This window comes from Burkholderia sp. AU16741 (assembly GCF_002223345.1).
Taxonomy (GTDB): Bacteria; Pseudomonadota; Gammaproteobacteria; order Burkholderiales; family Burkholderiaceae; genus Burkholderia; species Burkholderia sola.
Genome location: NZ_NKEZ01000011.1, coordinates 444442 through 465570, shown reverse-complemented (window position 1 = coordinate 465570; position 21129 = coordinate 444442). Strand labels below are relative to the sequence as shown.

26 protein-coding genes and 2 pseudogenes are annotated in these 21129 nt (G+C 66.8%); 11 read left to right on the top strand and 17 right to left on the bottom strand.

Annotated features, from left to right (window positions below):
• Positions 1-21: 21 nt before the first annotated feature.
• The gene (locus CFB89_RS31125) at positions 22-213 is read right to left on the bottom strand and encodes a hypothetical protein (protein WP_089471706.1); all 192 of its coding nucleotides are present in this window, start codon (positions 211-213) and stop codon (positions 22-24) included.
• Between the two features lie 139 nt (positions 214-352).
• The gene (locus CFB89_RS31120) at positions 353-667 is read right to left on the bottom strand and encodes a hypothetical protein (protein WP_027806289.1); all 315 of its coding nucleotides are present in this window, start codon (positions 665-667) and stop codon (positions 353-355) included.
• A 664-nt stretch (positions 668-1331) separates the two neighbouring features.
• Here CFB89_RS31120 and CFB89_RS31115 point away from each other — a divergent pair.
• A complete protein-coding gene (locus CFB89_RS31115; RefSeq protein WP_089471302.1) occupies positions 1332-3029 on the top strand; it encodes a M4 family metallopeptidase in 1698 nt (565 codons plus the stop codon).
• Between the two features lie 284 nt (positions 3030-3313).
• Here the strand turns inward: CFB89_RS31115 and CFB89_RS31110 are convergent, their stop codons facing one another.
• Together CFB89_RS31110 and CFB89_RS31105 are read right to left on the bottom strand one after the other, a co-directional pair.
• Positions 3314-4321 (bottom strand): SDR family oxidoreductase, encoded by a 1008-nt coding sequence (locus tag CFB89_RS31110; RefSeq protein WP_089471301.1) that lies wholly within the window; start codon positions 4319-4321, stop codon positions 3314-3316.
• Positions 4322-4384: 63 nt separating this feature from the next.
• Positions 4385-4666, bottom strand: coding sequence for a hypothetical protein (locus tag CFB89_RS31105; protein WP_089471300.1), 282 nt, complete (start codon positions 4664-4666; stop codon positions 4385-4387).
• A 286-nt stretch (positions 4667-4952) separates the two neighbouring features.
• Here CFB89_RS31105 and CFB89_RS35125 point away from each other — a divergent pair, with 286 nt between their 5' ends.
• Positions 4953-5099, top strand: coding sequence for a hypothetical protein (locus CFB89_RS35125; RefSeq protein WP_179233556.1), 147 nt, complete (start codon positions 4953-4955; stop codon positions 5097-5099).
• 63 nt (positions 5100-5162) lie between these two features.
• On the opposite strand, the gene CFB89_RS31100 is transcribed toward CFB89_RS35125, so the two are convergent.
• The 3 genes from CFB89_RS31100 to CFB89_RS31090 form a co-directional block, all read right to left on the bottom strand.
• Positions 5163-5420 (bottom strand): DUF2934 domain-containing protein, encoded by a 258-nt coding sequence (locus CFB89_RS31100; RefSeq protein WP_089471299.1) that lies wholly within the window; start codon positions 5418-5420, stop codon positions 5163-5165.
• 26 nt (positions 5421-5446) lie between these two features.
• Positions 5447-5872 carry a CBS domain-containing protein gene (locus tag CFB89_RS31095; RefSeq protein ID WP_089471298.1) on the bottom strand — a complete coding sequence of 142 codons (426 nt, stop codon included), beginning with the start codon at positions 5870-5872 and terminating at the stop codon, positions 5447-5449.
• A 71-nt stretch (positions 5873-5943) separates the two neighbouring features.
• On the bottom strand, positions 5944-6654 hold the full coding sequence (locus tag CFB89_RS31090; RefSeq protein WP_089471297.1) for an MgtC/SapB family protein: 711 nt from the start codon (positions 6652-6654) through the stop codon (positions 5944-5946).
• A gap of 488 nt (positions 6655-7142) precedes the next feature.
• On the opposite strand from CFB89_RS31090, the gene CFB89_RS31085 reads away from it, so the two are divergent.
• Entirely contained in the window at positions 7143-7427 is a 285-nt protein-coding gene (locus CFB89_RS31085) for a helix-turn-helix transcriptional regulator (RefSeq protein ID WP_050017827.1), read from the top strand.
• Complete coding sequence (locus CFB89_RS31080; RefSeq protein ID WP_089471296.1) at positions 7417-8721, top strand: HipA domain-containing protein; 1305 nt, start codon at positions 7417-7419, stop codon at positions 8719-8721. Before CFB89_RS31085 ends, CFB89_RS31080 begins: the two co-directional genes overlap by 11 nt.
• 70 nt (positions 8722-8791) lie before the next feature.
• Here the strand turns inward: CFB89_RS31080 and CFB89_RS31075 are convergent, their stop codons facing one another.
• Positions 8792-9757, bottom strand: a complete 966-nt coding sequence (locus CFB89_RS31075; RefSeq protein WP_089471295.1) for an SDR family NAD(P)-dependent oxidoreductase — start codon at positions 9755-9757, stop codon at positions 8792-8794.
• 139 nt (positions 9758-9896) lie between these two features.
• Here CFB89_RS31075 and CFB89_RS31070 point away from each other — a divergent pair, with 139 nt between their 5' ends.
• Complete coding sequence (locus tag CFB89_RS31070) at positions 9897-10817, top strand: AraC family transcriptional regulator (RefSeq protein ID WP_089471705.1); 921 nt, start codon at positions 9897-9899, stop codon at positions 10815-10817.
• 148 nt (positions 10818-10965) lie between these two features.
• Here CFB89_RS31070 and CFB89_RS35710 read toward each other — a convergent pair.
• From CFB89_RS35710 to CFB89_RS31055, 3 genes and pseudogenes are all read right to left on the bottom strand, one after another.
• Positions 10966-11112 (bottom strand): annotated as a pseudogene (locus CFB89_RS35710) (OsmC family peroxiredoxin); the annotation flags it as partial.
• A gap of 132 nt (positions 11113-11244) precedes the next feature.
• A complete protein-coding gene (locus CFB89_RS31060) occupies positions 11245-11457 on the bottom strand; it encodes a twin transmembrane helix small protein (protein WP_006489184.1) in 213 nt (70 codons plus the stop codon).
• The gene (locus CFB89_RS31055; RefSeq protein WP_089471294.1) at positions 11454-11804 is read right to left on the bottom strand and encodes a hypothetical protein; all 351 of its coding nucleotides are present in this window, start codon (positions 11802-11804) and stop codon (positions 11454-11456) included. Before CFB89_RS31055 ends, CFB89_RS31060 begins: the two co-directional genes overlap by 4 nt.
• A 237-nt stretch (positions 11805-12041) precedes the next feature.
• Between CFB89_RS31055 and CFB89_RS31050 the strand changes: the two genes are divergently transcribed.
• Both CFB89_RS31050 and CFB89_RS31045 read left to right on the top strand, forming a co-directional pair.
• A complete protein-coding gene (locus CFB89_RS31050) occupies positions 12042-12800 on the top strand; it encodes a YoaK family protein (RefSeq protein WP_089471293.1) in 759 nt (252 codons plus the stop codon).
• Between the two features lie 97 nt (positions 12801-12897).
• A complete protein-coding gene (locus tag CFB89_RS31045; RefSeq protein ID WP_089471292.1) occupies positions 12898-13083 on the top strand; it encodes a ribbon-helix-helix protein, CopG family in 186 nt (61 codons plus the stop codon).
• Between the two features lie 38 nt (positions 13084-13121).
• Here the strand turns inward: CFB89_RS31045 and CFB89_RS31040 are convergent, their stop codons facing one another.
• Both CFB89_RS31040 and CFB89_RS31035 read right to left on the bottom strand, forming a co-directional pair.
• The gene (locus CFB89_RS31040) at positions 13122-13958 is read right to left on the bottom strand and encodes a spermidine synthase (protein WP_089471291.1); all 837 of its coding nucleotides are present in this window, start codon (positions 13956-13958) and stop codon (positions 13122-13124) included.
• Between the two features lie 67 nt (positions 13959-14025).
• Complete coding sequence (locus tag CFB89_RS31035; protein WP_006498247.1) at positions 14026-14379, bottom strand: zinc ribbon domain-containing protein YjdM; 354 nt, start codon at positions 14377-14379, stop codon at positions 14026-14028.
• 371 nt (positions 14380-14750) lie between these two features.
• On the opposite strand from CFB89_RS31035, the gene CFB89_RS31030 reads away from it, so the two are divergent.
• The 3 genes from CFB89_RS31030 (at position 14751) to CFB89_RS31020 (ending at position 16233) form a co-directional block, all read left to right on the top strand.
• Positions 14751-15014: an HPr family phosphocarrier protein gene (locus tag CFB89_RS31030; RefSeq protein ID WP_069616931.1), complete on the top strand. Its 264-nt coding sequence runs from the start codon at positions 14751-14753 to the stop codon at positions 15012-15014.
• A 65-nt stretch (positions 15015-15079) separates the two neighbouring features.
• Positions 15080-15301 carry a hypothetical protein gene (locus tag CFB89_RS31025; RefSeq protein WP_089471290.1) on the top strand — a complete coding sequence of 74 codons (222 nt, stop codon included), beginning with the start codon at positions 15080-15082 and terminating at the stop codon, positions 15299-15301.
• A 365-nt stretch (positions 15302-15666) separates the two neighbouring features.
• Positions 15667-16233 (top strand): GNAT family N-acetyltransferase, encoded by a 567-nt coding sequence (locus CFB89_RS31020; protein WP_089471289.1) that lies wholly within the window; start codon positions 15667-15669, stop codon positions 16231-16233.
• A 22-nt stretch (positions 16234-16255) separates the two neighbouring features.
• On the opposite strand, the gene CFB89_RS31015 is transcribed toward CFB89_RS31020, so the two are convergent.
• Both CFB89_RS31015 and CFB89_RS31010 read right to left on the bottom strand, forming a co-directional pair.
• A complete protein-coding gene (locus CFB89_RS31015; RefSeq protein WP_089471288.1) occupies positions 16256-16477 on the bottom strand; it encodes a hypothetical protein in 222 nt (73 codons plus the stop codon).
• Positions 16478-16500: 23 nt separating this feature from the next.
• Positions 16501-16833: a hypothetical protein gene (locus tag CFB89_RS31010; RefSeq protein WP_089471287.1), complete on the bottom strand. Its 333-nt coding sequence runs from the start codon at positions 16831-16833 to the stop codon at positions 16501-16503.
• Positions 16834-17176: 343 nt separating this feature from the next.
• Between CFB89_RS31010 and CFB89_RS31005 the strand changes: the two are divergent.
• Positions 17177-17758: pseudogene (locus CFB89_RS31005) on the top strand (winged helix-turn-helix domain-containing protein); the annotation flags it as partial.
• Between the two features lie 59 nt (positions 17759-17817).
• On the opposite strand, the gene CFB89_RS31000 reads toward CFB89_RS31005, so the two are convergent.
• Positions 17818-19479 (bottom strand): efflux transporter outer membrane subunit, encoded by a 1662-nt coding sequence (locus tag CFB89_RS31000; RefSeq protein ID WP_089471286.1) that lies wholly within the window; start codon positions 19477-19479, stop codon positions 17818-17820.
• 1 nt (position 19480) lies between these two features.
• A complete protein-coding gene (locus CFB89_RS30995) occupies positions 19481-21073 on the bottom strand; it encodes a DHA2 family efflux MFS transporter permease subunit (protein WP_089471285.1) in 1593 nt (530 codons plus the stop codon).
• Positions 21074-21129: the final 56 nt, after the last annotated feature.

Below are 21129 nucleotides of genomic sequence, written 5' to 3'. Positions count from 1 at the left end.
TGCGCCGTCGCGTCCATCCGTTCAGCGCGACGGCCCGGACGGCGGCTTCACTTCGGACAGGTCGTCCTCGCGAACCTCGGCCTGACGCACCGTGGTGCCGTCGTCGCCCGTTTCGGAAATATCGGTTTCGAAGGTCTGCTGCCCATCGTCGCGCTTCTCCGCGGGCTGCTCCTTACCTGTCTGCTTGTCTGCTTGTGGCTGTTGATGTGTCATCTTGCTCTCCTGGTCGCAACCTGGGATGTTGCGCACCGTGTACGCGAGCAAGGCGCGGGCCACGCGGACGCGGCGCCCCGGCCGGCTCGTGACGAAAGCACGATCACGTCGACGCAACGCTTTACGCGTCTGTCAGGTTTTACGCGTCTTTCAGCCAGGGCATTTCCACGGGCGACACGACCAGTTGCCGGAATTCGCGTTTCAGATCGAAGATGAACCCGACCAGGATCATGGAGTCGGCGTAAGGAATCGGAAAGACCTGCGGATTTTCCGGCGTACGCAGCGGACGCTCCGGCGTGTCGGCTGTCGCCGCGGCGTTTTCGCGAACGCTTTCCAGGTCGTCTGCCATGGCCGGGCCACCGGCTTTCAGCACACGGCTACGCAGCTCGCTGAAGGGTTCGATGCGCGCGGCGTCTTCGTGATATTCGGGCACTTCATAAACGAACCAGGACATTGTCGTCTCCCATGTGAAGGGGCGCTATTCTAACTCCGACAAAAGCGGCCCGATCGGAGTCGAAACATCGATTCGACCCCTTCAAGTTGATAATACGCATTATGTCAACTATCATTCGATAGCTTCTGTGCCTGCGGTCGCCGAGGCTCGAACAACGCCTCCCATACAACCGCAAGATACTTTACGAAATCACCTTTGCAGTCGTGTCATGCGATCTCCTTCGCCCGACGTCCATTGGACATTTAATGACGCCACGTTAGGAATGGAAGATATCAAAGCGTGGGAAATTAATTTTATGGCCTGCGAATCGACAACAATCGATATCAATATTCAATAACGAGAAGTTTCAACGATCCACTTAATTCGACCTCTGATTGCGCACTCTCCTTACACAACGTGCCACGACGAGAAAACCACAAAGTGTCGTTGCGACACGCCGGCCATGCGTCGTCCGCGTGACCCACGTCGCCACGATCATTTCAAATTCCTCACCAAATCCTGACTTGGTTAGCAACGGCGAAATGAAAAATTAATTATCAAGAAAATATCTTGTAATTATAAAAACGACCTCCTAGCATCCCCCTGCTGTTCGCGACATGTCTTGTTTAAAAGTCATTACTTGATGCATTCCTCGAACAAACCCACTCATAACCTGGGGAATTACATGAAGAAACTGTCTCGACTGCTGCCCATCACCGCGATTACCGTCGCGAGTCTCAGCGCTTTTGCCCAGGCCGGCGACCAGCCGGCCGCGGTCGACAAGGCGCTGCAACTGATCCAGCAGAACCCGGCCGCCTTCAGTGTGGCTACCGGCGGCACGGCCCGCACGTTGAAGTTCGCCGGACCGCAAGCAGGCGCCCCAACCGACGGCGACCAGTTCCGGGTGCGCGACGTGATCGTCGATCCCGACGGCACCGAGCACGTGCGCTTCGATCGCTTCCATGCGGGCCTGCCCGTGATCGGCGGCGACGTGGTCGTTCATTCGAGCAACGGGCAGTTGAAGCAGGCCAGCGTGACCCAGCTCGCCCCGATCAACCTCGCCGGCACGATCGGCAAGGTCGGGAACCGCGCCGTGGTCCGCAACGCACCCGATGTCGGTGCGACGCGAGCCAGACACATCGCGGCCGCGCGCTTCAACTCGGACGTGCGCCGCGTCGACGATGCGGAACTCGTCGTGTTCGCACGCGACGTCACGCCGACGCTGGCCTACGCGGTGCGCGTCTACGGCAAGTCCACCGACACGCACGGCGACGCCGTGCTGTACTACGTCGACGCACGCACCGGCGCCGTGCTCGACGCGCAGGACCTGATCAAGACCGCCGCCGCGACCGGCACCGGCCGCTCGCTGTACTACGGCAACCTGACGCTCACGACGGACCAGACCGGCACGAACGCGTACCGGATGCTCGATCCCGGCCGCGGCGGCGGCTCGGTCTACGACGGTCGCGGCCTGACCTCGGACGAAGTCGAGCAAGCGACCGACCTGCCGATCTTCACGAGCAGCACGAACGTGTGGGGCAACAACACGACCACCGACCGGCAGACCGTCGCGGCGGACATCGACTACGGGCTCGCGTTGACTTGGGACTACTACAAGACCACGCACAATCGCAACGGCATCTTCAACGACGGTCGCGGCGTGAGGAGCTACGCTCACGTGGTGTTCAATACCGGCAGCGGCACGACCGGCGCGAACGCGGCGTGGCTGTCGTCGCGCGTGATGGCGTACGGCGACGGCGAGCCGGGCACGCGCCTGCCGAAGCCGGTGGTGTCGGTCGACGTCGCCGGGCACGAGATGAGTCACGGCGTGACCGAGGCCACCGCCAACCTGAACTATTCGGGTGACGCGGGCGGCCTGAACGAGGCGACGTCCGACATTTTCGGCACGCTCGTGAAGTTCTACGCGAACAACCCGAACGATCCCGGCAACTACGTGATCGGCGCGCGTGTGGTGAGCGGCGGGCTGCGCAAGATGTACAAGCAGGATCTCGACGGCCGGTCGTTCAGCTGCTACCCGTCCGGCGGCTTCTCATGGTCGAATCCGCGCCACGATCCGCACTTCACGTCGGGGGTCGGCAACCGCTTCTTCTACCTGCTGTCGGAAGGGCCGTCGGTGCCGTCGACCGACACCGGCCTGTCGAGAGCGCAACTGGTCTGCAACGGCGACACGACGTTCAGCGGGCTCGGTCGCGACAAGGCCGGCAAGATCTGGTACCGGACGCTGACCGTATACCTGAACGCCAACTCGAGCTACCCGAACGCGCGGCGTGCGTCGATCCAGGCGGCGAACGACCTGTACGGCGCGAACTCGGCCGAAAGCGCGACGGTCGCGCGCGCGTGGAGTGCTGTCGGGGTGAATTGACGGCGCTTGCGTGAACGTTGAACGCCGGAGGTCGCGTGACGGTACTTCGCTTCGGAGGAAAGCGATTCGGTCGTGGTCACGCGGCGCTCGGTGAATGACGGGAAAGTGCCGGCCGACCGCCTGCACGTGCAGACGGTCGGTCGGGGGGACGGTGCGTTCTTGCGGTCGGACACCCGCTCCGGGGGCCGCTCATGTTCCAGACGCCGGGAGATTCCTTCGTCAACGGTCCGCTGCCGCGCCTACGTCTTCCGGCGCAACCCGCGTCGCCCCGCACCGCGACCCGACTATGGCTGCCCGCCCCCGCCCGACGCGCCATAGATCTGCCCGGTGACGTAGCTCGCGCGCGACGAAAGCAGCTCGACATAGATCGACGCGATCTCGGCCGGTTGTCCCGGTCGCCCCATCGGCACCTGCTCGCCGAATGTCTCGACGTTGTGCGTCGTCTGTCCGCCGCTGACCTGCAACGGCGTCCAGAACGGCCCCGGCGCGACGCCGTTGACGCGGATGCCGCGCTGGATCATCTGCTTCGCGAGCCCCTTCGTGAAATTCGCGATCGCCGCTTTCGTCATCGCGTAGTCCAGCAGGTTCGCGGACGGGTCGTACGCATTCACCGACGTCGTATTGACGATCGCCGAACCGGCCGGCATGTGCGGAATGGCGGCCCGCGTGATCCAGAACATCGCGTAAAGGTTGGTGCGCAGCGTCCAGTCGAACTGCTCGGTGCTGATGTCGAGAATCGATTCGTGGCTCTGCTGGCGGGCCGCGTTGTTCACGAGGATGTCGAGCCCGCCGAGCGCGGCGACCGCCCGCTCGACGAGCCCGTTGCACGCCCCTTCGCTGCGGATGTCGACCGGCAGCGGCACCGCCTTGCGTCCCGCGCTGCGGATCAGCTCCACGACTTCGCGCGCATCGGGCTCTTCGTCGGGCAGATAGACGATCGCGACGTCCGCGCCCTCGCGTGCACAGGCGATCGCCACCGCGCGGCCGATGCCGGAATCCCCGCCGGTGATCAGCGCCTTGCGGCCGTCGAGGCGGCCGCTGCCGCGATAGCTGCGTTCGCCGTGATCGGGGCGCGGCGTCATGCGGCCCGCGAGGCCCGGCCACGGCTGATGCTGCTGCGGAAACGGCGCATGCGGATAGAGCGTACGCGGATCGCGCGGCGCGGTATCGCCGGCGTCGGGCGGGACGCCGCCCGTTTGCGCGATCGTCGGCAGGGCGACGCTGGCGACCAATCCGGCCGTCGTGCCCTGCACCCATTTGCGACGCGATTCGGAAACTTCGTCTGATGACATGGTGGACTCCGGTGCGTGGATGTCGAAACGGAACGAGACGCGGCGATTCGGCCGGCATGCGCGCTACAGCGGCCGTGGCCGATTTCCGGAATCGTCGGGCGCGTCGTGCTCTTCGGGCCACGGCTTGCCGGCCGGATCGCGCGCCTCGGTCTGGCGCGGGTCGTCCGGCACGACCTTGCGCGCCTGATCGTCCGGAATCGTGTCGAGTTCGCCGCCGCCGGGCGCATGGCCGGGGCGCGTGGTCGATTCGCCGCCGGGCGTCGAGTGGCGCCGGTCCGGCGTGTCGGCTGCCTCGCGTGCCGCGTCGGGCGACGCGGGGTCCTGCCGTTGACTGTCGCGGGTCATGAATTTCTCCCTCTCCGGATGCTGATTGCGTTGCACCGCATCGCGCCGCAATGGGCGGTGCGGCGGCCCACCACGCTTCCAGCAAGGGACATGCCGTCGTCGGGCTGTCCCGCCCCACTGCCGCCGGAGGCCGCCGCTAAAGAAATTACAAGCGACGCGTGATCCGGCGCAGTGTCGGCAACACACGTGGCCACCCCGCTGCGAAAGCGACATGCGGCACGCGCGATGCTCCGAAGCGATATGCCGGCTGCGCGCCGGCGCCCTTTCGACGCCAAGGAGGACGATCATGAGCGCGACGCACGTGACAAACGCGACACCGAATGACGACGATATGACCGACACGCCGGATATTCCGCCGCCGGCGCCCGACGACGGGCGCCACGACGACCTGCCCGACTTGCCGGACCCGACCGAAGTGGGCGAAGACGGCTAGCCGTTCGCGCAAACCGCGCGGCAGGTTACGGTTTTTCGACTCCGCCGGCCGACGCTCCGCGCTTCACCGCGTGCGTCGCCTTTCGTGCGCGACCTCGCCGGGCGGCACCGCGTCGACGTCCTGCAGCGGCTCGCCCGGAATGCGACGCTTCGTGGACTGATCGACCGGTAAATCCGGTGCCTGCTCGCCGCCGCCGCCCTCGGCATCGAGTTGCTGCTCGGCCCGCTGCCAGTATTCGTCGGCTCGGCCGTCGGGCGCGCCGTCCACCTGCCACAGCCGATATGCACGCTCGCGAATCTGCGTTTCTCTCTCTTCGTTCATGTCGTTCTCCCTGTTTGCCATGGCAATCACCGATCCGGCCGCGACGGCGCCGATACCGCACCGAGCGTCGACGACATCGCACCGTCGGCGGCGGTCGCCAGATCGCCCAGAGCAACGATGCCGACCAGCCGCTTCTGCCGGTCGACCACCGGTACGCGACGAATCTGTGCGTCTTCCATCTTCTTTTGCACTGCAGAAATGTCCTCGTCCTCATAACACCAGTTCGCGGGTCCGCTGACGACGCCCTCGACCGCCTCGTCGGGCGGCACGCCCATCGACACCGCGCGCACGACGATGTCCCGGTCCGTCAGCATCCCAATCAGCCGCGTGCCGTCGCATACGGGCAGCGCGCCGACGTTCAGATCGCTCATCAGCCGGGCCGCCTCGCGCAGGCTCTGCGTCGGGCCGATGGTCGCGGCGTCGCGTGTCATCACTTCCGATACACATGTCATGTTTCGCTCCTTGGTCAACCGCCCATGGCGGCCTGCTGCACGAGCATCGCGCGTTCCGGCGGCCGCGCGCGTCAGTTCGCCGTCGAGCAGCGGACCGACGTCAGGCCGGCCGACTCGACGATCCGCATCAGTTGCTTCAGCATCACGTCGGCGCCGGTCGCTTCGCGCCACTGCACGAACAGTTCTTCCTCGCGCACCGCGCGCGCGGCCGCTTCGCAAAAGCCTTTCGTCCGGTATGTGAAACCCGCGTCGCGCAGCTTCGCGGCCAGTTGTTCGCGCACCGCCGAGCCCGGCGGGTACTCGATCGTGACCAGCGCGGTCCTGACACGCAGCAAACGCCGCTCGACGAACCGCAGCGGCCACACGACCAGCAGCGCGAGCACCAGCCCGAGCGCGCCGAGCGCCAACTGGCCACCGCCGATGCACAGCCCGATGACCGTCACGAACCACAGCGTCGCCGCCGTGGTAACGCCGGACACCAGGCCGTCGCGATGAAGAATCGCGCCGCCGCCGATGAAGCCCATCCCGGTCAGGATGCCGAGCGGCAGCCGCATCAGGTCGAGCACCGAGAACGCGCCCTCTGGTTTGCCCGCCTGCAGCAGCAGCGCATTGACCTGCAACATCGACAGGCACGCGGCGAGACACACGAGGATCGTCGTGCGCAGTCCGGCCGTCTTGCCGGATTCGCTGCGGTCAAGGCCGATCAGCCCGCCCGCGACCAGCGCCAGTGCGATCCTGAAGAGAACGTCGTGCCACTGCAGTGCGACCGGCATCGGTTCCATGCGCCCTCCCGTGCAAATCATCATGTGCCTGGGCGCGAACGCCCCCGACGACGCTCGGCGGTCGCAAGGATCGGGCCTGCTTCCGGAGGATGGCGGCACGTGTAGCGAGTCGAAGGGAATTGTAGAAAGGCGTGTTGCGTCAGCACCCTGCCTCGGTGGCGGAGGTGCAGGCTGTGTGCGCGGAATGATCGCGTGTCGCCGCTCGGGACGACGGTGACTGACTGCCGCCAGGAAGATCGCCGGAGCCATCACCGGCGTGCACGGTCGCACGCGCGTGCAAAGGCACCCCGTGTCTTCTTTCTCCGTATCCGATCAGATACGAACATCGTCTCCACCACCCTTCCTTGACGATCCGTTCCCGATCGGGTACGAAATGACGTTACCGTTATGGAAATCATCCCTTCGTTCCCGAACGAATACGAACTACTACCCAATCCGGCGAGTTATGCAATACTGTTCCCGATCAGATACGAAGCACGGAGAACGTCATGTCGGAATCCCAATCCGTCGACACGATCGGCGCGCTCGCCCACTTCATTCGCGCGGCGCGAATCCAGCAGGGGTTCACCCGGGACGAACTCGCGAACGCGACCGGGTTGTCGCCGAAATTCATCAGCCAGGTGGAAGCCGGCAAGCCGACCGCGCAAATCGGCAAGGTCATGCTGCTGCTGAGCGAGCTCGGCGTGCGGCTGTACGCCGAGTCGTCGATCGAGATCTCCGAGGCCACCGCGCTGAAGGCCGCGCAACGCCGCAGGAGCAGCTATGGCGGCTAGAACGCTGATCGCGTCCGCGAACGGCGTGCGCATGGGCACGCTGACCGACGACAAGGGGATCTGGTCGTTCGCGTACGACCCGCAATGGCTTGCGTCGCCGGCCGCGTATCCGCTGTCGCCGGCGTTCGCGCTGCGCACGGACGTGTTCACCGACACGTCGACCGATCGTCCGGTCCAGTGGTTCTTCGACAACTTGCTGCCCGAGGAAGGCATGCGCACGTCGCTCGCGCGCGAGGCGAAGGTCGATGCGGCCGACGCGTGGGGCCTGCTCGCGTACTTCGGCCGAGAATCGGCCGGCGCGCTGACGCTGCTGGCCGACGGCGAGCACGAAACGCCTGGCGGCCTGCAGCCGCTGCCGCTCGACGAGCTCGAGCGCCGGATCCAGGCGATGCCCGAGCGGGCGCTGACGGCCACCGCGCCCAAGCGCATGTCGGCGGCCGGCGCGCAGCAGAAGCTGCTGCTGGTGCTGCGCGGCGACGCGCCCGACTATGCGCTGTTCGAGCCCGTCGGCAGCGAACCGTCGATGCACCTGCTCAAACCCGACATGCGCGCGGCCGGCTATCCGCATTCGGCGATCAACGAGTTCTTTTGCATGCGGCTCGCGAAGAAGATGGGGCTCGACGTGCCCGACGTGCATTTCCTGCGCACGCCGTCCGCCTGCTACGTGATCGACCGGTTCGACCGCGACGTCGCATCCGAACCGGCCGGGCGCGTGCATACGATCGACGCGATGCAACTGCTCAACTACGACCGCGGTTTCAAGTACCAGCGCGCCAATGCGCAGGAACTCGCCCGCGCGATCGACCGCACCAGCACGCGCGCGCTGACACGCCTGTCGGTGTTCCGCTGGACCGTGTTCAACGTGGTGGTCGGCAATGCCGACGCGCACCTGAAGAACCTGTCGTTCTTCGTCGACGCGCGCGGCTACCGGCTCGCGCCGTTCTACGACATCGTCAGCACGGTCGTGTATCACACCCCCACGCACCGGCCCGACCATCGCGGCGATCACTGGCCGCACTGCGAGTTGACGATGCCGCTCGGGAATGCGACGCGGTTTGCCGATATCGACGCGAATGCACTCGTCGCATTCGGCCAGGCGCTCGGGCTCAGGGAGAAAGCGGCCGCCATCGAACTGCAGCGCTTTCTCGAACCGCTCGATCGTCACGTCGATCAGACGCTCGATGAAGTGCGAAACATCGCGCATCCGGACGCCGGGGAAATGCGGTTGCTGAATTCGATCGTCGCGATGCCGCTCGCGGAAATGGGGCGCGCGCTGCGGCCGACGCGCGGATAGCCTGCCGCACGCGAGTATCGAACCGCCGCCCGCTACCCGCTCGGCGGCCGGCCCGGCGAACGCCTGGGCGTCAGCGGCGCACGGCAAAGGCATCGACGCCCGTCGCCGCCGCGGACCACGCCCACAGCCGCGCCGCGTCCTCCGGATCGATCGCATGCGGCCGTACGCCCGATTCCTCGTTGCCGCGCGTCACCGTCGCGACGTCGCAATCCTCGCAATAGACCCCGCCGAGATCGGCAATGCGCGGCGACGTCGCCGCCCAAACCTGGGTGGCTGCCCCCTGCGCAGGCGTCTTGAACGTCGGATCGATCGGCACGCCGTGTTCGTCGATCCAGCCCTGCGCCATCATTTCCTCGCGCGTCAGATGACGCTGCAGCGGCGTCGCGATCTTGCCGGGATGCAGCGAATACGCGCGGACGCCGAACGGCGCGCCGAGCACGTCGAGCTGCACCGCGAACAACGCGTTGGCGGTTTTCGACTGCCCGTACGCGAGCCATTTGTCGTAACCGCGCGCGAAATCGATATCGTCCCAGCGGATCGGCGACAGCCGGTGCCCGAGCGACGACACCGCGACGACGCGCGCGCCGTCGCCGTGCGCGAGCGACGGCCACAGCCGGTTGACGAGCGCGTAGTGACCGAGGTGATTGACGGCCATCTGCGCTTCGCGACCGTCGCCGACGCGGGTTTCGGGGCACGCCATGATGCCCGCGCTGTTGATGACGACATGCACGTTGCGCCGTGCGTCGACGAACCGCGCGGCGAATGCGGCCACGCTCGCGACGTCCGCGAGATCGAGCGTCGCGATCTCCACGCCGGCGATGCCGCGCGTCGCTTCGTGCGCGGCCTCGGCGCTCCGTGCACCGACGACGACGTGCGCACCGGCCTGCGCCAGCGCACGCGTGGTTTCGAGCCCGAGACCCGAATGGCCGCCCGTGACGATGGCGGTCTTGCCGTGCAGGTCGAGACCGGCCAGTACGTCGGTCGCCGTCGATCCAGCGTCGAATCCGGAATGAAGGGGGTGCTGCCTGCTCGTCATTGAAGGCTCCTGAAATGATGCACGAAGCGCGCGGCCGCCTGTCGGCCGCGTCACTGCACGAGATCATTCTCGGGCCGCGCATCCGGACTGTGAATGCAATAGAATCCGGTTTTTCGTCGAGATCGTCCGGGGATTGCGCGTGGATCCGCTATCGGAAGTGCTGTCGCTGCTGGAAACGCGCGACTCGTTTTTCACCGGCCTGCGGGCCGGCGGCCCGTGGGCGATCGACCTTCCGCCGCCCGACGGGATCAAGTTCAACGCGGTGGTCGAAGGCACTTGCTGGCTGACCGTCGACGGTGCGGGGCCGCCCGTCCGGCTGCGCACGGGGGACTGCTTCCTGCTCGCCGCGCCGCGGGCATTTTCGCTGGCGAGCGATCCATCGGTCACGCCGGTGCCGGCCGCCGACGTGTACCGGCATCTCGAACGCGGGATCGCGCACTACGGCGAACCGGCCGACTGCTTTCTGATCGGCGGCCGCTTCGCGTATGAGGAAGGCATGCCGCTGCTGCTCGGCAGCCTGCCGCCCGTGGTCGTCGTGAGCGGCGACTCCGAACCGGCGGCGGTGCTGCGCTGGTCGCTGCAGCAGCTCGCACGGGAATTCGGCGCGGCGTCGCCGGGCGGATCGCTGATGGTCCGGCATCTCGGCCACATGATGCTGGTGCAGATCCTGCGGCGCTATGTGGACGCCGGCGCGAACGGCGATGTCGGGTGGCTGGCCGGGTTCGCGGATGCGCGGGTCAGCGCGGCGCTGGCCGCGATTCACGCCGCGCCCGAGCGACGGTGGACCGTCGACGCGCTGGCGGCCTGCTGCCACGTGTCGCGCTCGACGTTCGCGCTGCATTTCAAGCGGCGGCTCGGGTTCGGGCCGCTCGAATACGTGCTGCGCTGGCGGATACAGTTGGCGATGCGCGAACTGCGTCGCTCGAACGCGTCGATCTCGGCGATCGCGCAGCGGCTCGGCTACGACTCGGATAGCGCGTTCGGCCATGCGTTCAAACGCATCGTGGGTTGCTCGCCGCGCGCCTATCGTCATGACGTGACGAAAGAACCGGGCAACTAGCGTCGTGACCGCCCTCGTCAGGCACGTGGTGGTGCGAATCCGTCAACGTCACGCATTCGCATGACGATCATCAGGATAAGAAAAGTATTCTTATCACAATACGTCGATTTCATTTCAAAACTCGGCCCTGCGGCAATGCGTTCGCGCATCACGCGCAGGCATGCCGCAATTCGCCGTCGATGTGCTGCGGCAGCCTCGGCAGGTCGAAGATCGGGCACACCGCTTCGACCGCCTGATGCAATGCACGGATGGCCTCTGGTGACACGATGTCCAGCGCATGGCGGAGGTTGTGCGGGCGCGCCCTCGTCGAACCGCTGCGTTGGGCTGATCGACCGTCGGTTCTCGCCGTCAGGTCCGCCGCGGTGCGATCACGCGAGGCGGTATCGCGCGGAATCGAACCGCCCTGCGCCCGTGCGGGAACCGCGCGTCATCGCCCGATCGGCAAACCGGTCGGTTCGATCCAGCCGAGTTTGTACGCGATCAGCAGCGACAGAAACAGCGTGACCGACAACCCGACGCGCGCGGCGAGCGACCACGCCATCCGCTTCGATTTGCCGCGATCGTGATTCATGAAGTACAGCGCGAAGATCAGGCTCGCGATGATCATCGCGAATGCCACAGAAACCAGCAGGGTTTTCATTGCCGTTGCCTTTGAAGATCCGAATCGGCCTGAATCAGTTCGGCCAGTTTTTGCCGCTCGTCGGCGACGCCGCCGACGCCCGATGCCGGCCAGTCCAGCGCGACGCCGTTGCCGAGCGAATCACGCACGAGTGCCTGGTAGCGCCGGTCGTTGATCGTGCCGTCCTCCATCGTGTCCGAGATCTCGCGCCGGAACGGCAGCGGGAAACTCGTGTACGCGCGCGACAGCGCCGCATATTGTCTCGCATCGATCTCTTTCGACGAGGGTATGACGGTCCAGATCACCACGGCGACGATGGCCGTGAACGGGATCGCCGTGTAGCGAAGGATGAACTTGATCGGGGTCATGAAGCGGTGAGCAGAAGGGAATCGCGAGCGAGCGCCGCGGCGAAACAGCCAGCCGGCGGCACGTCGCATTATTGTACTGAAAGCACCATCCCGCCAACAGAGTATGATAATGATATTATCATGTCCATCACATGATTCGACAGCTCCGGAATCCGGCGCAAGCAGCGTGCCCGTCACGCCGTTCGCACCGGTTTTCGGCCTGTACCCGCGAATCCGCGACGATCGAGCGAAGCCCTTATGCCAGCGCAGTACTTTCGAAACCTGACGGGAAAACACCGCAGCGCGACCGCGAACCGCCAGCTCGGGTTTTCGCTCGCGTTCGTGGCCGGCGCAACCAATGCCGGCGGCTTTTTGGCGGTCAAGCAATACACGTCGCACATGAGCGGCATCGTGTCGGCGATCGCCGACCAGACGGCGCTCGGCGACGTGCAGCTCGCGCTCGCCGGCATCAGTTCGCTGGGGTCGTTCCTGATCGGCGCCGGTTGCTCGGCGATCCTCGTCAACTGGGGGCGTCGCCGCGGGCTGCACAGCCAGTTCATGCTGCCGCTGCTGGTCGAAGCCGCGTTGCTGTTGCTGTTCGGGCTGCTCGGCAGCCACCTCGCGCTGTGGGAAACGTTCTTCGTGCCGGTGACCGTGACACTGCTGTGCTTCATCATGGGGCTGCAGAACGCGACGATCACGAAGTTGTCCGGCGCGGAAATCCGCACGACGCACGTCACGGGCATCGTGACCGATCTCGGCATCGAACTCGGCAAGCTGTTCTACTGGAACCGGTCGGCCATCGACGTCGACGCGCACGCGGTGATCGCCAACCGTTCGAAACTGAGGATCCACGCGACGATGCTCGCGTCGTTCTTCGTCGGCGGCCTGGCCGGCGCCATCGGGTTCAAGCACGTGGGCTACGTGTCGACCGTGCCGCTCGCCGCGGTGCTCGTCACGCTCGCCATCGTGCCGGTGCTCGACGACCTGTTCGCGCTACTGCGCAGCAAGCGCTGATCATGCGCCACGGGCGGCGCTTGCGGCGCTTCCGGTGATCGGGCCGAAAGCGCATCGATTATAATTTGATTAACATACCGACCACTCTCGCCCCGTCATGGAAACGAAAACCGCCCGCCTGACCGTCCTGATCGATCCCGCGAAGAAGGAAGCCTTCGAGTTGCTCTGCGCGGAGCAGGATCTTACGCCGTCGCAAGTCGTGCGGCAGTTGATCCGCGAATATCTCGACCGGCACGGCGTCACCTACAAGACCCGCAGCGCGATCGGCAAGCGCGCGAAGTAAGCGCGACCGCCAAGGCGCGCGGCGCCTCCCGGCCACAGTTACGCGCCGATCTCCCAGCGTTCGTGCGACTGCGCACGCCACACCAAGCGCCGCGGATCGATACCCTCGCCGTGCTTCATGCGCCTCGCGGTGGCGGCCAGCTTCAGTTCGCCGGCCTGCGGGCACGCAAGCGCCCGCTCCAGCAGGATACGCAACGACGGCAGCCGGCTGCCGTCCTTCCATGCGAATGCAATGAAGTTGTTGTCGTCGCCGCACGGCACCAGCGCATACGACGAACCGAATATCGATCGCAACTGTTCGAGGTGCCGCGGCAATGCCGGATCGTCGTCCATGAAGTTGATCGCGAGCACGCCGGCTTCGCTCAGGCGCGCGTGGCACGCATCGAGAAATGGGCCGCCCGTGCAGCGGCCGCGCATACCGTCGGCGACGAATGCATCGTGCAGGATCACGTCCGTGCGCACGTCCGCTCGCTCCAGATGATCGGCGCCATCGGCGCATACCACCCGAAAGCGCGCGTCGTCGGCAGGAATCCTGAACACGTCGCGCAGCGCGATCACGTCCGGATTGATCTCGATCGCGTCGATCGACGTGCCGGGCAGGTGGCGGTAGCAGTACTTCGCGAGCGACCCGCCGCCCAGCCCGAGCATGCAGATGTGTGCGGGCTCGGCCTGCAACAGCAGAAAGCCCATCATCACGCGCGTATAGCCGAGCGCGAGCCGCACCGGATCGCGCAGCGACATGAAGCTCTGGGTGCCGAGATGATCGAAGTGCAGCGAGACCGCGTGCTGCGTCTCCAGCACGAACGGCCGGCCGTCGTTCAGCGGCGTCGCCAGGAACCTGACGAACGCGTCGTAGGAAGTTCGATCCTCGGCCATGTGCGGATAGTCGGCTGAAACGGCAGCGGATGAAAACGCGGATGCAACGGTCGCCTGAACCGTGCGCTCAAACCTTCTTCAGGTAGCACGCCTTCAGCATGAAACCACCCATGTCGGTCTTGCAGTCGACTTCGTGATCGCCGCCGACGAGCCGGATGCTCTTCACCTTGGTGCCCATCTTCAGCGTGATCGACGAACCCTTCACCCGCAAGTCCTTGATCAACACGACCGAATCGCCGTCCGACAGCACGTTGCCGTTCGCGTCCTTGACGACGTCGCCTGCCGGTTCGTCGCCAGCCTCGGCGCCCGCGTCGGCCGACCATTCATGGCCGCAGTCCGCGCACACGGTCAGCGCTCCGTCGGGGTAAGTGTTTTCCATCGCGCATTGCGGGCAGGCAGGGGCGTTCATTGCAGCTTCCATTCGGGAGGGGTTCGGGTCGATCGACGATGCCGGGCGAGCATATTGTGCGCCCGGAGGCGCGGCGGCTCGCCTCGCCGGCAGTGCCGCAGGCCGGCGTCGGCGCACACGGCATTATAATGCAATTCACATCTTCTGACCGATGCATTATAATCGTCCACTTCCGACAATCCGTGAATTTGCATGCGCCTTCGCAGCGGATGTCGGCACGTTCGCGCCGAATGGCGCGCGTGATCCGCCCGGCCGGCGCCCCGCGATCCTGCGGGAAATCGTGATAGGCCGGCCGCCCGATGTCCGCAACGCGTGCGCAACCGCGCACGTGCATGTCGCGCACCGCCCCGCCCCGCCCACTTGTCCGGAGGCTTTCCAGCATCGTGGCAACCGTTGTGTACGTTGAAATCGGCCCCGCATGGAACCGCAATCGCGGCCGCGCCGCGCGCGACGCGGCGGTCGACGCGGCACGCCGTTTCGACAGCGACATCCAGCTGATCGCGAACGGGCACCGCAGCAACGCAAAAGACAGCGGCGCGATCGCGTCGCTGCAGGTTCACGGCGGCACGTCGGCGCAGGTGCTCGCCACCGGCCCCGACGAGGAAGCGGCGCTGCACGCGCTGCTGCCGTTGCTGCAAGCAAGCTGACGCTCGCGCCGCCGATCCCGCGGCCACGCGCCGTCCATCCCGAAACGCCATTTCCCGAGGAAGCGATGAACGACACTCTCATGCCCAACACCCCCAACCTGTCGGCTTCCGCGATCTGGGCGCTCGAACGCCTCGCCGATGTTCGCTACGGCCGCGACGCGCCGGCGCTCGGCTGGTCGGTCGAGCAGGAACTCGTCGGCGCGGGCTTCGTCAGCCAGGCGGCGAACGGACGCTCCGGTGCGTCGATCACCGCGCACGGTCGCAATTTCCTGAAGAGCCGCAAGTAACCTCTGCCGGCACGGGCCGATCCCGCGTGATACGTCACGCGCGGGTGCGCCGATGGCCGCCGTCGGAGAGAGGGCCGACTGCTCGCCGCAGCCGGTGTTCGCGAAGGCGTTCACTACAGGCGTTCGCCACACGGCGCCGAACGGCCCGCATTCGTCGAGCGCCTCGCGTGACGCGGCCGACCGCGACGTCGTCACGCGAGCCGGTCCGTGAGGGCACCGCCGGCCGCCGGGCCAACCGTGCGACGCGGTCGCGGGCCCATGCGGACGCCTATCCCGATGCGAAAGGGGAATTGCGTCCGCATCGCCGTTTACGCGGTATCGTACGGAACCCCAAGCGCGGCGCCCTGCGTCGCGATCCCTTCCTCATGGAACGCCCGATGACAGTCAGCGCCGTGCCACCCGTCTCGTCCCCGCCCGTTCTCGACACGCCACGCCTGATCCTCGAAGGCCATCCGCTCGGCGACTTCGACGCACTCGCCGCGATGTGGGCGGAACCCGGCGTCGTCGCGCACATCTTCAACGGCACGCCCTCCACGCCGCGCGACTCGTGGATGCGCATGCTCGCGTATCGCGGGCTGTGGCCGCTGCTCGGCTATGGGTACTGGGCGATTCGGGAAAAGGCGTCGGGCCGGTATGTCGGCGATCTCGGCTTCGCGGATTTCCACCGGAACATCGAGCCGCCGATTCGCGGCGTGCCGGAAGCCGGCTGGGCGCTGGCGACGTGGGCGCAAGGCAACGGCTATGCGACCGAGGCGCTCGCGGCCGCGCTCGCATGGCTCGACGCGCAACAGCGGTTCGAGCGCAGCGTGTGCCTGATCGCGCCGACCAACGTCGCGTCGATCCGGGTCGCGGAGAAAGCCGGTTACGGCGAGCCGCGGCGCATCCGCTTCAACGACGCGGAGTCGCTGATGTTTTCGCGCAAGCGCCGATAGGCGTGGCGAACCGTCCGGCGAGTCAGTCGGCGACCGGTTCGTAGCAATGCATGAAGAGGCCGTCGTCCATCGGCCAGCAGTTGCCGCATTCGTCGCGCAGAATCCAGTCGCCCGGTTTCACCGGACGCCAGCCTTCCGGCGTCGCGACCGCCCACCCGCCGTGACGGTGCTCTACCCGTTCATGGTCGCCGTCGGCGAACCACCGTGTTGCATCGACGAGACCGGCGCGTTTCTTGAATTTCATGCCATCACCGAAGGAAACGAATCTTAGTGTCGCGTGGCCGCGGCGCCCGCATCGGGCAACCGCTGCTGCGCCCTCAGGGCGTTCGTTGCCATGCGGGTTTCGTGCAATGCTTGCCAGCCCTGCGCGACGAGCGCCTCCAGCGTGTCGCGCGCGACCGTGGAGATCCTCACGTCGAACTCCTGCACTTTCATCAGCGCCGCCGCGACCGCGGCCGGTTGATCGGGTGCAAGCGCAACGATGAACGCCGAACGCGTCTCGGCGGCCCGGACAGCTTCGTTCCAGTCGGCACGCGCCACCGCGGCTTCGATGGCGTGCGTGAGTGCTTCGAGACGCTGGACGACTTGCAACGGCGTCATGTCGCTTCTCCGTGAATGATTCGTACTGTCCGCTTGCAGGCCCGTCGGGAGCCGGCGCGGTGTCGATTGGACCCACGCACATCCGGTTTCGCACGCGAGCAGCATGACGCGACGTGCCGTCGAAACCGGCCGTCGACGCGATCGGGAAACGGAGGCGATCGCACTATACGAGGCGCGTGAATCAGGTTCGGGAATTGTACGGAGCAGGATGCCGGAACGTCGGTAATATTTTGTAGTGATATGTCGACTAACCTTGCCTGGCCTGGGTTCGGCCGGGGGCGAGCGACGCGCGCGACAGCGCATCGGCGCAAACGTTTTCGTCCGAAGGATGCCCCGGTCGCGCATCGTCGCAAGCCGCCCCGACCTCGTGCTGCTCGACGTCAACCTGCCGGGCAAGGACGGCTTCGAGATCTGCCGCGAGGCGCGCATGCGCTACGACGGCATCGTGATCATGGTGACGGGCCGCGACGAACCGTTCGACGAATTGCTCGGCCTGGAACTCGGCGCGGACGACTTTCTCCGCAAGCCGGTCGAACCGCGCCTGCTGCTCGCGCGGATCAAGGCGCAGTTGCGGCGCACGCGCGTGCCGACGGGCGACCCCGTGCCGGATTCGCCGCAGCGATACGTATTCGGCAAGTTCTCGATCGACCGGACCGACCGCCGTGTGCATCTTCCGGACGGCAGCATGCCGCGCCTGACGTCGACCGAATTCGACCTGCTGTGGGCCCTTGCGTGTCGCGCCGGCGAGGTGGTGAGCCGCGAGGACCTGACGTTGCTGTTGCGCGGCATCGCGTTCGACGGCCTCGATCGTTCGATCGACGGCCGCATTTCGAAGCTGCGCCGCAAGCTGCGCGACGACGCGAACGAACCGAAACGGATCAAGACCATCCGCTCGAAGGGCTATCAGTTCAGCAAGCACGCATAGGATTGAGGCCGCGCGCGGGCCGGCGAATGCGGCCCGCGACTCCCGGGCCACGTTTGCGACTATCGCACGCGTGCCGCATCCGGACTCATACCCGCGTCCGTGTTCGTGTTCGTGTTGGTGCCCGCCTGCCATCCGCCACCAAGTGCCTTGTACAGCGCGACGAGATCGGTAGTCGTCTGCAATGCGCCCTGCTCGGCCTGCTGCCGGCCCTCGGACCATTGCCGCTCGGCGTCCAGTACGTCGAGGAACGGCGACAACCCCTTCCGGTAGCGATCGCGCGCGAGGTCCAGCGCGCCCTGTTCGGCCCGCACCGCATCGTCGAGCGCGGCCGCGCGCGCCTGGTCGGTGCGGTACACGGCCAGCGCATTGTCGACGTCGCGCAGCGCGACGAGCACGGTTTGCCGATAGGCCAGCGCCGCTTCGGCCTGGCGCGCCTGCGACAGCCGCAAGTTCGACACGAGCGCGCCACCGGAAAAAATCGGCAGCGACACGGCAGGCCCGAACGCATAGAACAGGTGCGACCAGTGCGCGAGCTCGCGCACGTGCGACGCGCGCAGGCCGACCTGCCCCGTCAGGGAGATGTCCGGATAGAACTGCGCGACCGCGACGCCGACGTCGGCGGTGGCCGCATGCAGTTCGGCCTCCGCGCGGCGGATGTCCGGGCGCCGGCGCGCGAGCGTCGACGGCAGGCCGACCGGCACGGTCGGCGGCACGTCCGGCAACGCGCGCGGGGCGGCAAGCCAGTCGTCGAGCGCGCCCGGCGCGCCGCCGACCAGATACGCGAGACCGTTGCGCAGCAGCACGATCTGCTGGTCGAACTGCGGCAGTTGCGCGCGGATCTGCGCGAGCCGCGCGTCGGCGCTGCGCACGTCGAGATCGCTCGCGAGACCGTGCGCGGCCTGCTCGCGCGTCAGGTCGCGCAGTTCGCGCTGCGCGTGTTGCAGATCGTCGGCCAGCGCGCGCTGCGCTTGCGCGCCACGCAGTTGCAGATAGGTCTGCGCGACTTCGGCCTCGAGCGACAGCAGCGCATCGTCGCGGCTCGCGACCGCCGCGCGCGTCTGCGCACCGGCCGCTTCGACCGAGCGGCGCACGCGGCCGAACAGATCCAACTCCCACGATGCGTCGAACCCGGCCTGCCACAGGTTGACCGGCGATTCGAGCGCATCGAGCGCGCCGCGCGCGCCTTGCTGCACGCTCGCGCCGGTGCCCGGCCCGAACCGGTCGAGCGGCGAGCCCGGCGCGCCGAGACGATCGACGCGCTGGTCGATGCCCTGCTCCTCGACGATGCCTTTCAGGCCGAGCTGCTCGCGCTGGTAGCTCGCATTCGCGCGCACGTCCGGCAAACCCTGTGCGGCAGCGGCCCGAACCTGCGCGCGCGCCTGCGCGATGCGCAGCACGGCGGCCTGCACGTCGAGGTTGTCGTGCGCCGCGCGCTCGACGAGCTGATCGAGCAGCGGATCGCCGAACGCGCGCCACCAGCGCGGATCGGGATCTGCATCGACCGTCGGCGACGATCGTGCGGCCGCGCCGGACGCGGGGGCCGCCGCTTGCCCGTCCGCCCGCATCGCATGCCAGGTGTCCGGAACGTCCGCTTGCGGCGGCTTGTAGTCGGGGCCGACGGTGCAGCCCGCGACAATGGCGCATCCCGCGAATAGCGTCACCGCGCGGCACACGATGGAGTGGTTCAGGCGACGGCTACGGTTGTTTCGATACAGGCGCATGTCAGTGCCCTCCCGCGCCGCCCGCGGCCTTCGCCGGCGAGAACAGGAACGTCAGCGGAATGCTGAATGCGCAGAACACCGCGAGGATCGCGAACACGTCGATATACGCGAGGATCGTCGCCTGCGCGATGAATGTCTCGTACAGCCGCCCGGTGGCCGTCTGCAGCGCGGACGAAGGCGGCGCCCCCGTCAGCGCGCTCACCGCGCGCGCGTTCTCCTGCAGCGTATCCCGGAAGTTCTGCGACAGCGTCGACATGTGCGTGGACAGATGCGCCATGCGCGCCTGCGTGCGCTCGCGGATCAACGCGGTCGACACCGAGATGCCGATCGAGCCCGCGACGTTGCGGAACATCGTGAACAGCGCGGACGCGTCGTCGTTGAGCCGCTGCGGCACGGTCAGGTACGCGAGCGTCGTGATCGGCACGAACATGAAGCCGATCGCGAGCGACTGCGCGCACCGGATCATCATCAGGTGCGTGTAGTCGATGTCCGGCACCAGCGTGCGCGAATAGATCAGCGAACCGCACAGCAGCACGAAGCCGAACCCGACCAGATAGCGCGTCTGCACGTGCGGCATCAGCCGGCTCACGATCGGAATCTCGAGCGTGATCAGCAGCGCGCCGGGCGACAGCACGAGGCCCGCGAGCGTCGCCGTGTAGCCGAGACGCTGCTGCGCGAGCTGCGGCACGATCACCGCGCTGCCGTACAGCACGGCCGCGAACGTCGCGATCGTCACGCAGCCGAGCGCGAAATTGCGGTCGCGCAGGCACGACAGGTCGACCACCGGCTTCTTCGTGCGCAGCAGCCACAGCGTCGCGCCGACCAGCCCGAGCACGGACAGCACGGCGAAGACGCGGATGAAGTTCGAGCCGAACCAGTCCTCGTCCTCGCCGCGATCGAGCATCACCTGCAGGCAGCCGAGCCCGATCGCGATCAGCCCGATGCCGATGTAGTCGATGGAAATTCCGCGTTCGGCGCCGCGCCGCCACGGCGGATCCTCGACGAGCTGCATCACCGCGAGCACGGTCAGCGCGCCGATCGGCACGTTGAGCAGGAACACCCAGCGCCACGAGAAATGGTCGGTGATCCAGCCGCCGAGCGTCGGGCCGAGCACCGGCGCGACGACGATCGCGATCGCCGAGATCGAGAACGCGCGGTTGCGCTGGGCGGGCGGGAACGTATCGAGGATGATCGACTGCTGGTTCGGCTGCAGCCCGCCGCCGAACAGCCCCTGCAGCACGCGGAACACGATCAGTTCGCCGAGGTTGGTCGCGACGCCGCACAGGAACGAGCACACTGTGAACGCGGCGATGCACAGCAGGAAGTAGCGCTTGCGGCCGAGCAGGCGCCCGAGGAACCCCGAGATCGGCAGCACGATGCCGTTCGCGACCAGATACGACGTGAGCGTCCAGGTCGCCTCGTCGTAGCTCGCCGACATCGTGCCGGCGATGTGCGGCAGCGCGACGTTGACGATCGTCGTGTCGAGCACTTCCATGAACGCGGCGAGCGTGACGACGATCGCGATGAGCCACGGGTTCGCGGCCGGGCGCCATGCGCCGTCGGATGCGCCGCTGCGGTCGGGCGGCCGGTTCATCGGCGGGCCTCGACAAGTGGAAACGGCATGCGGGTATCGGGCATCGGATCGCTCCG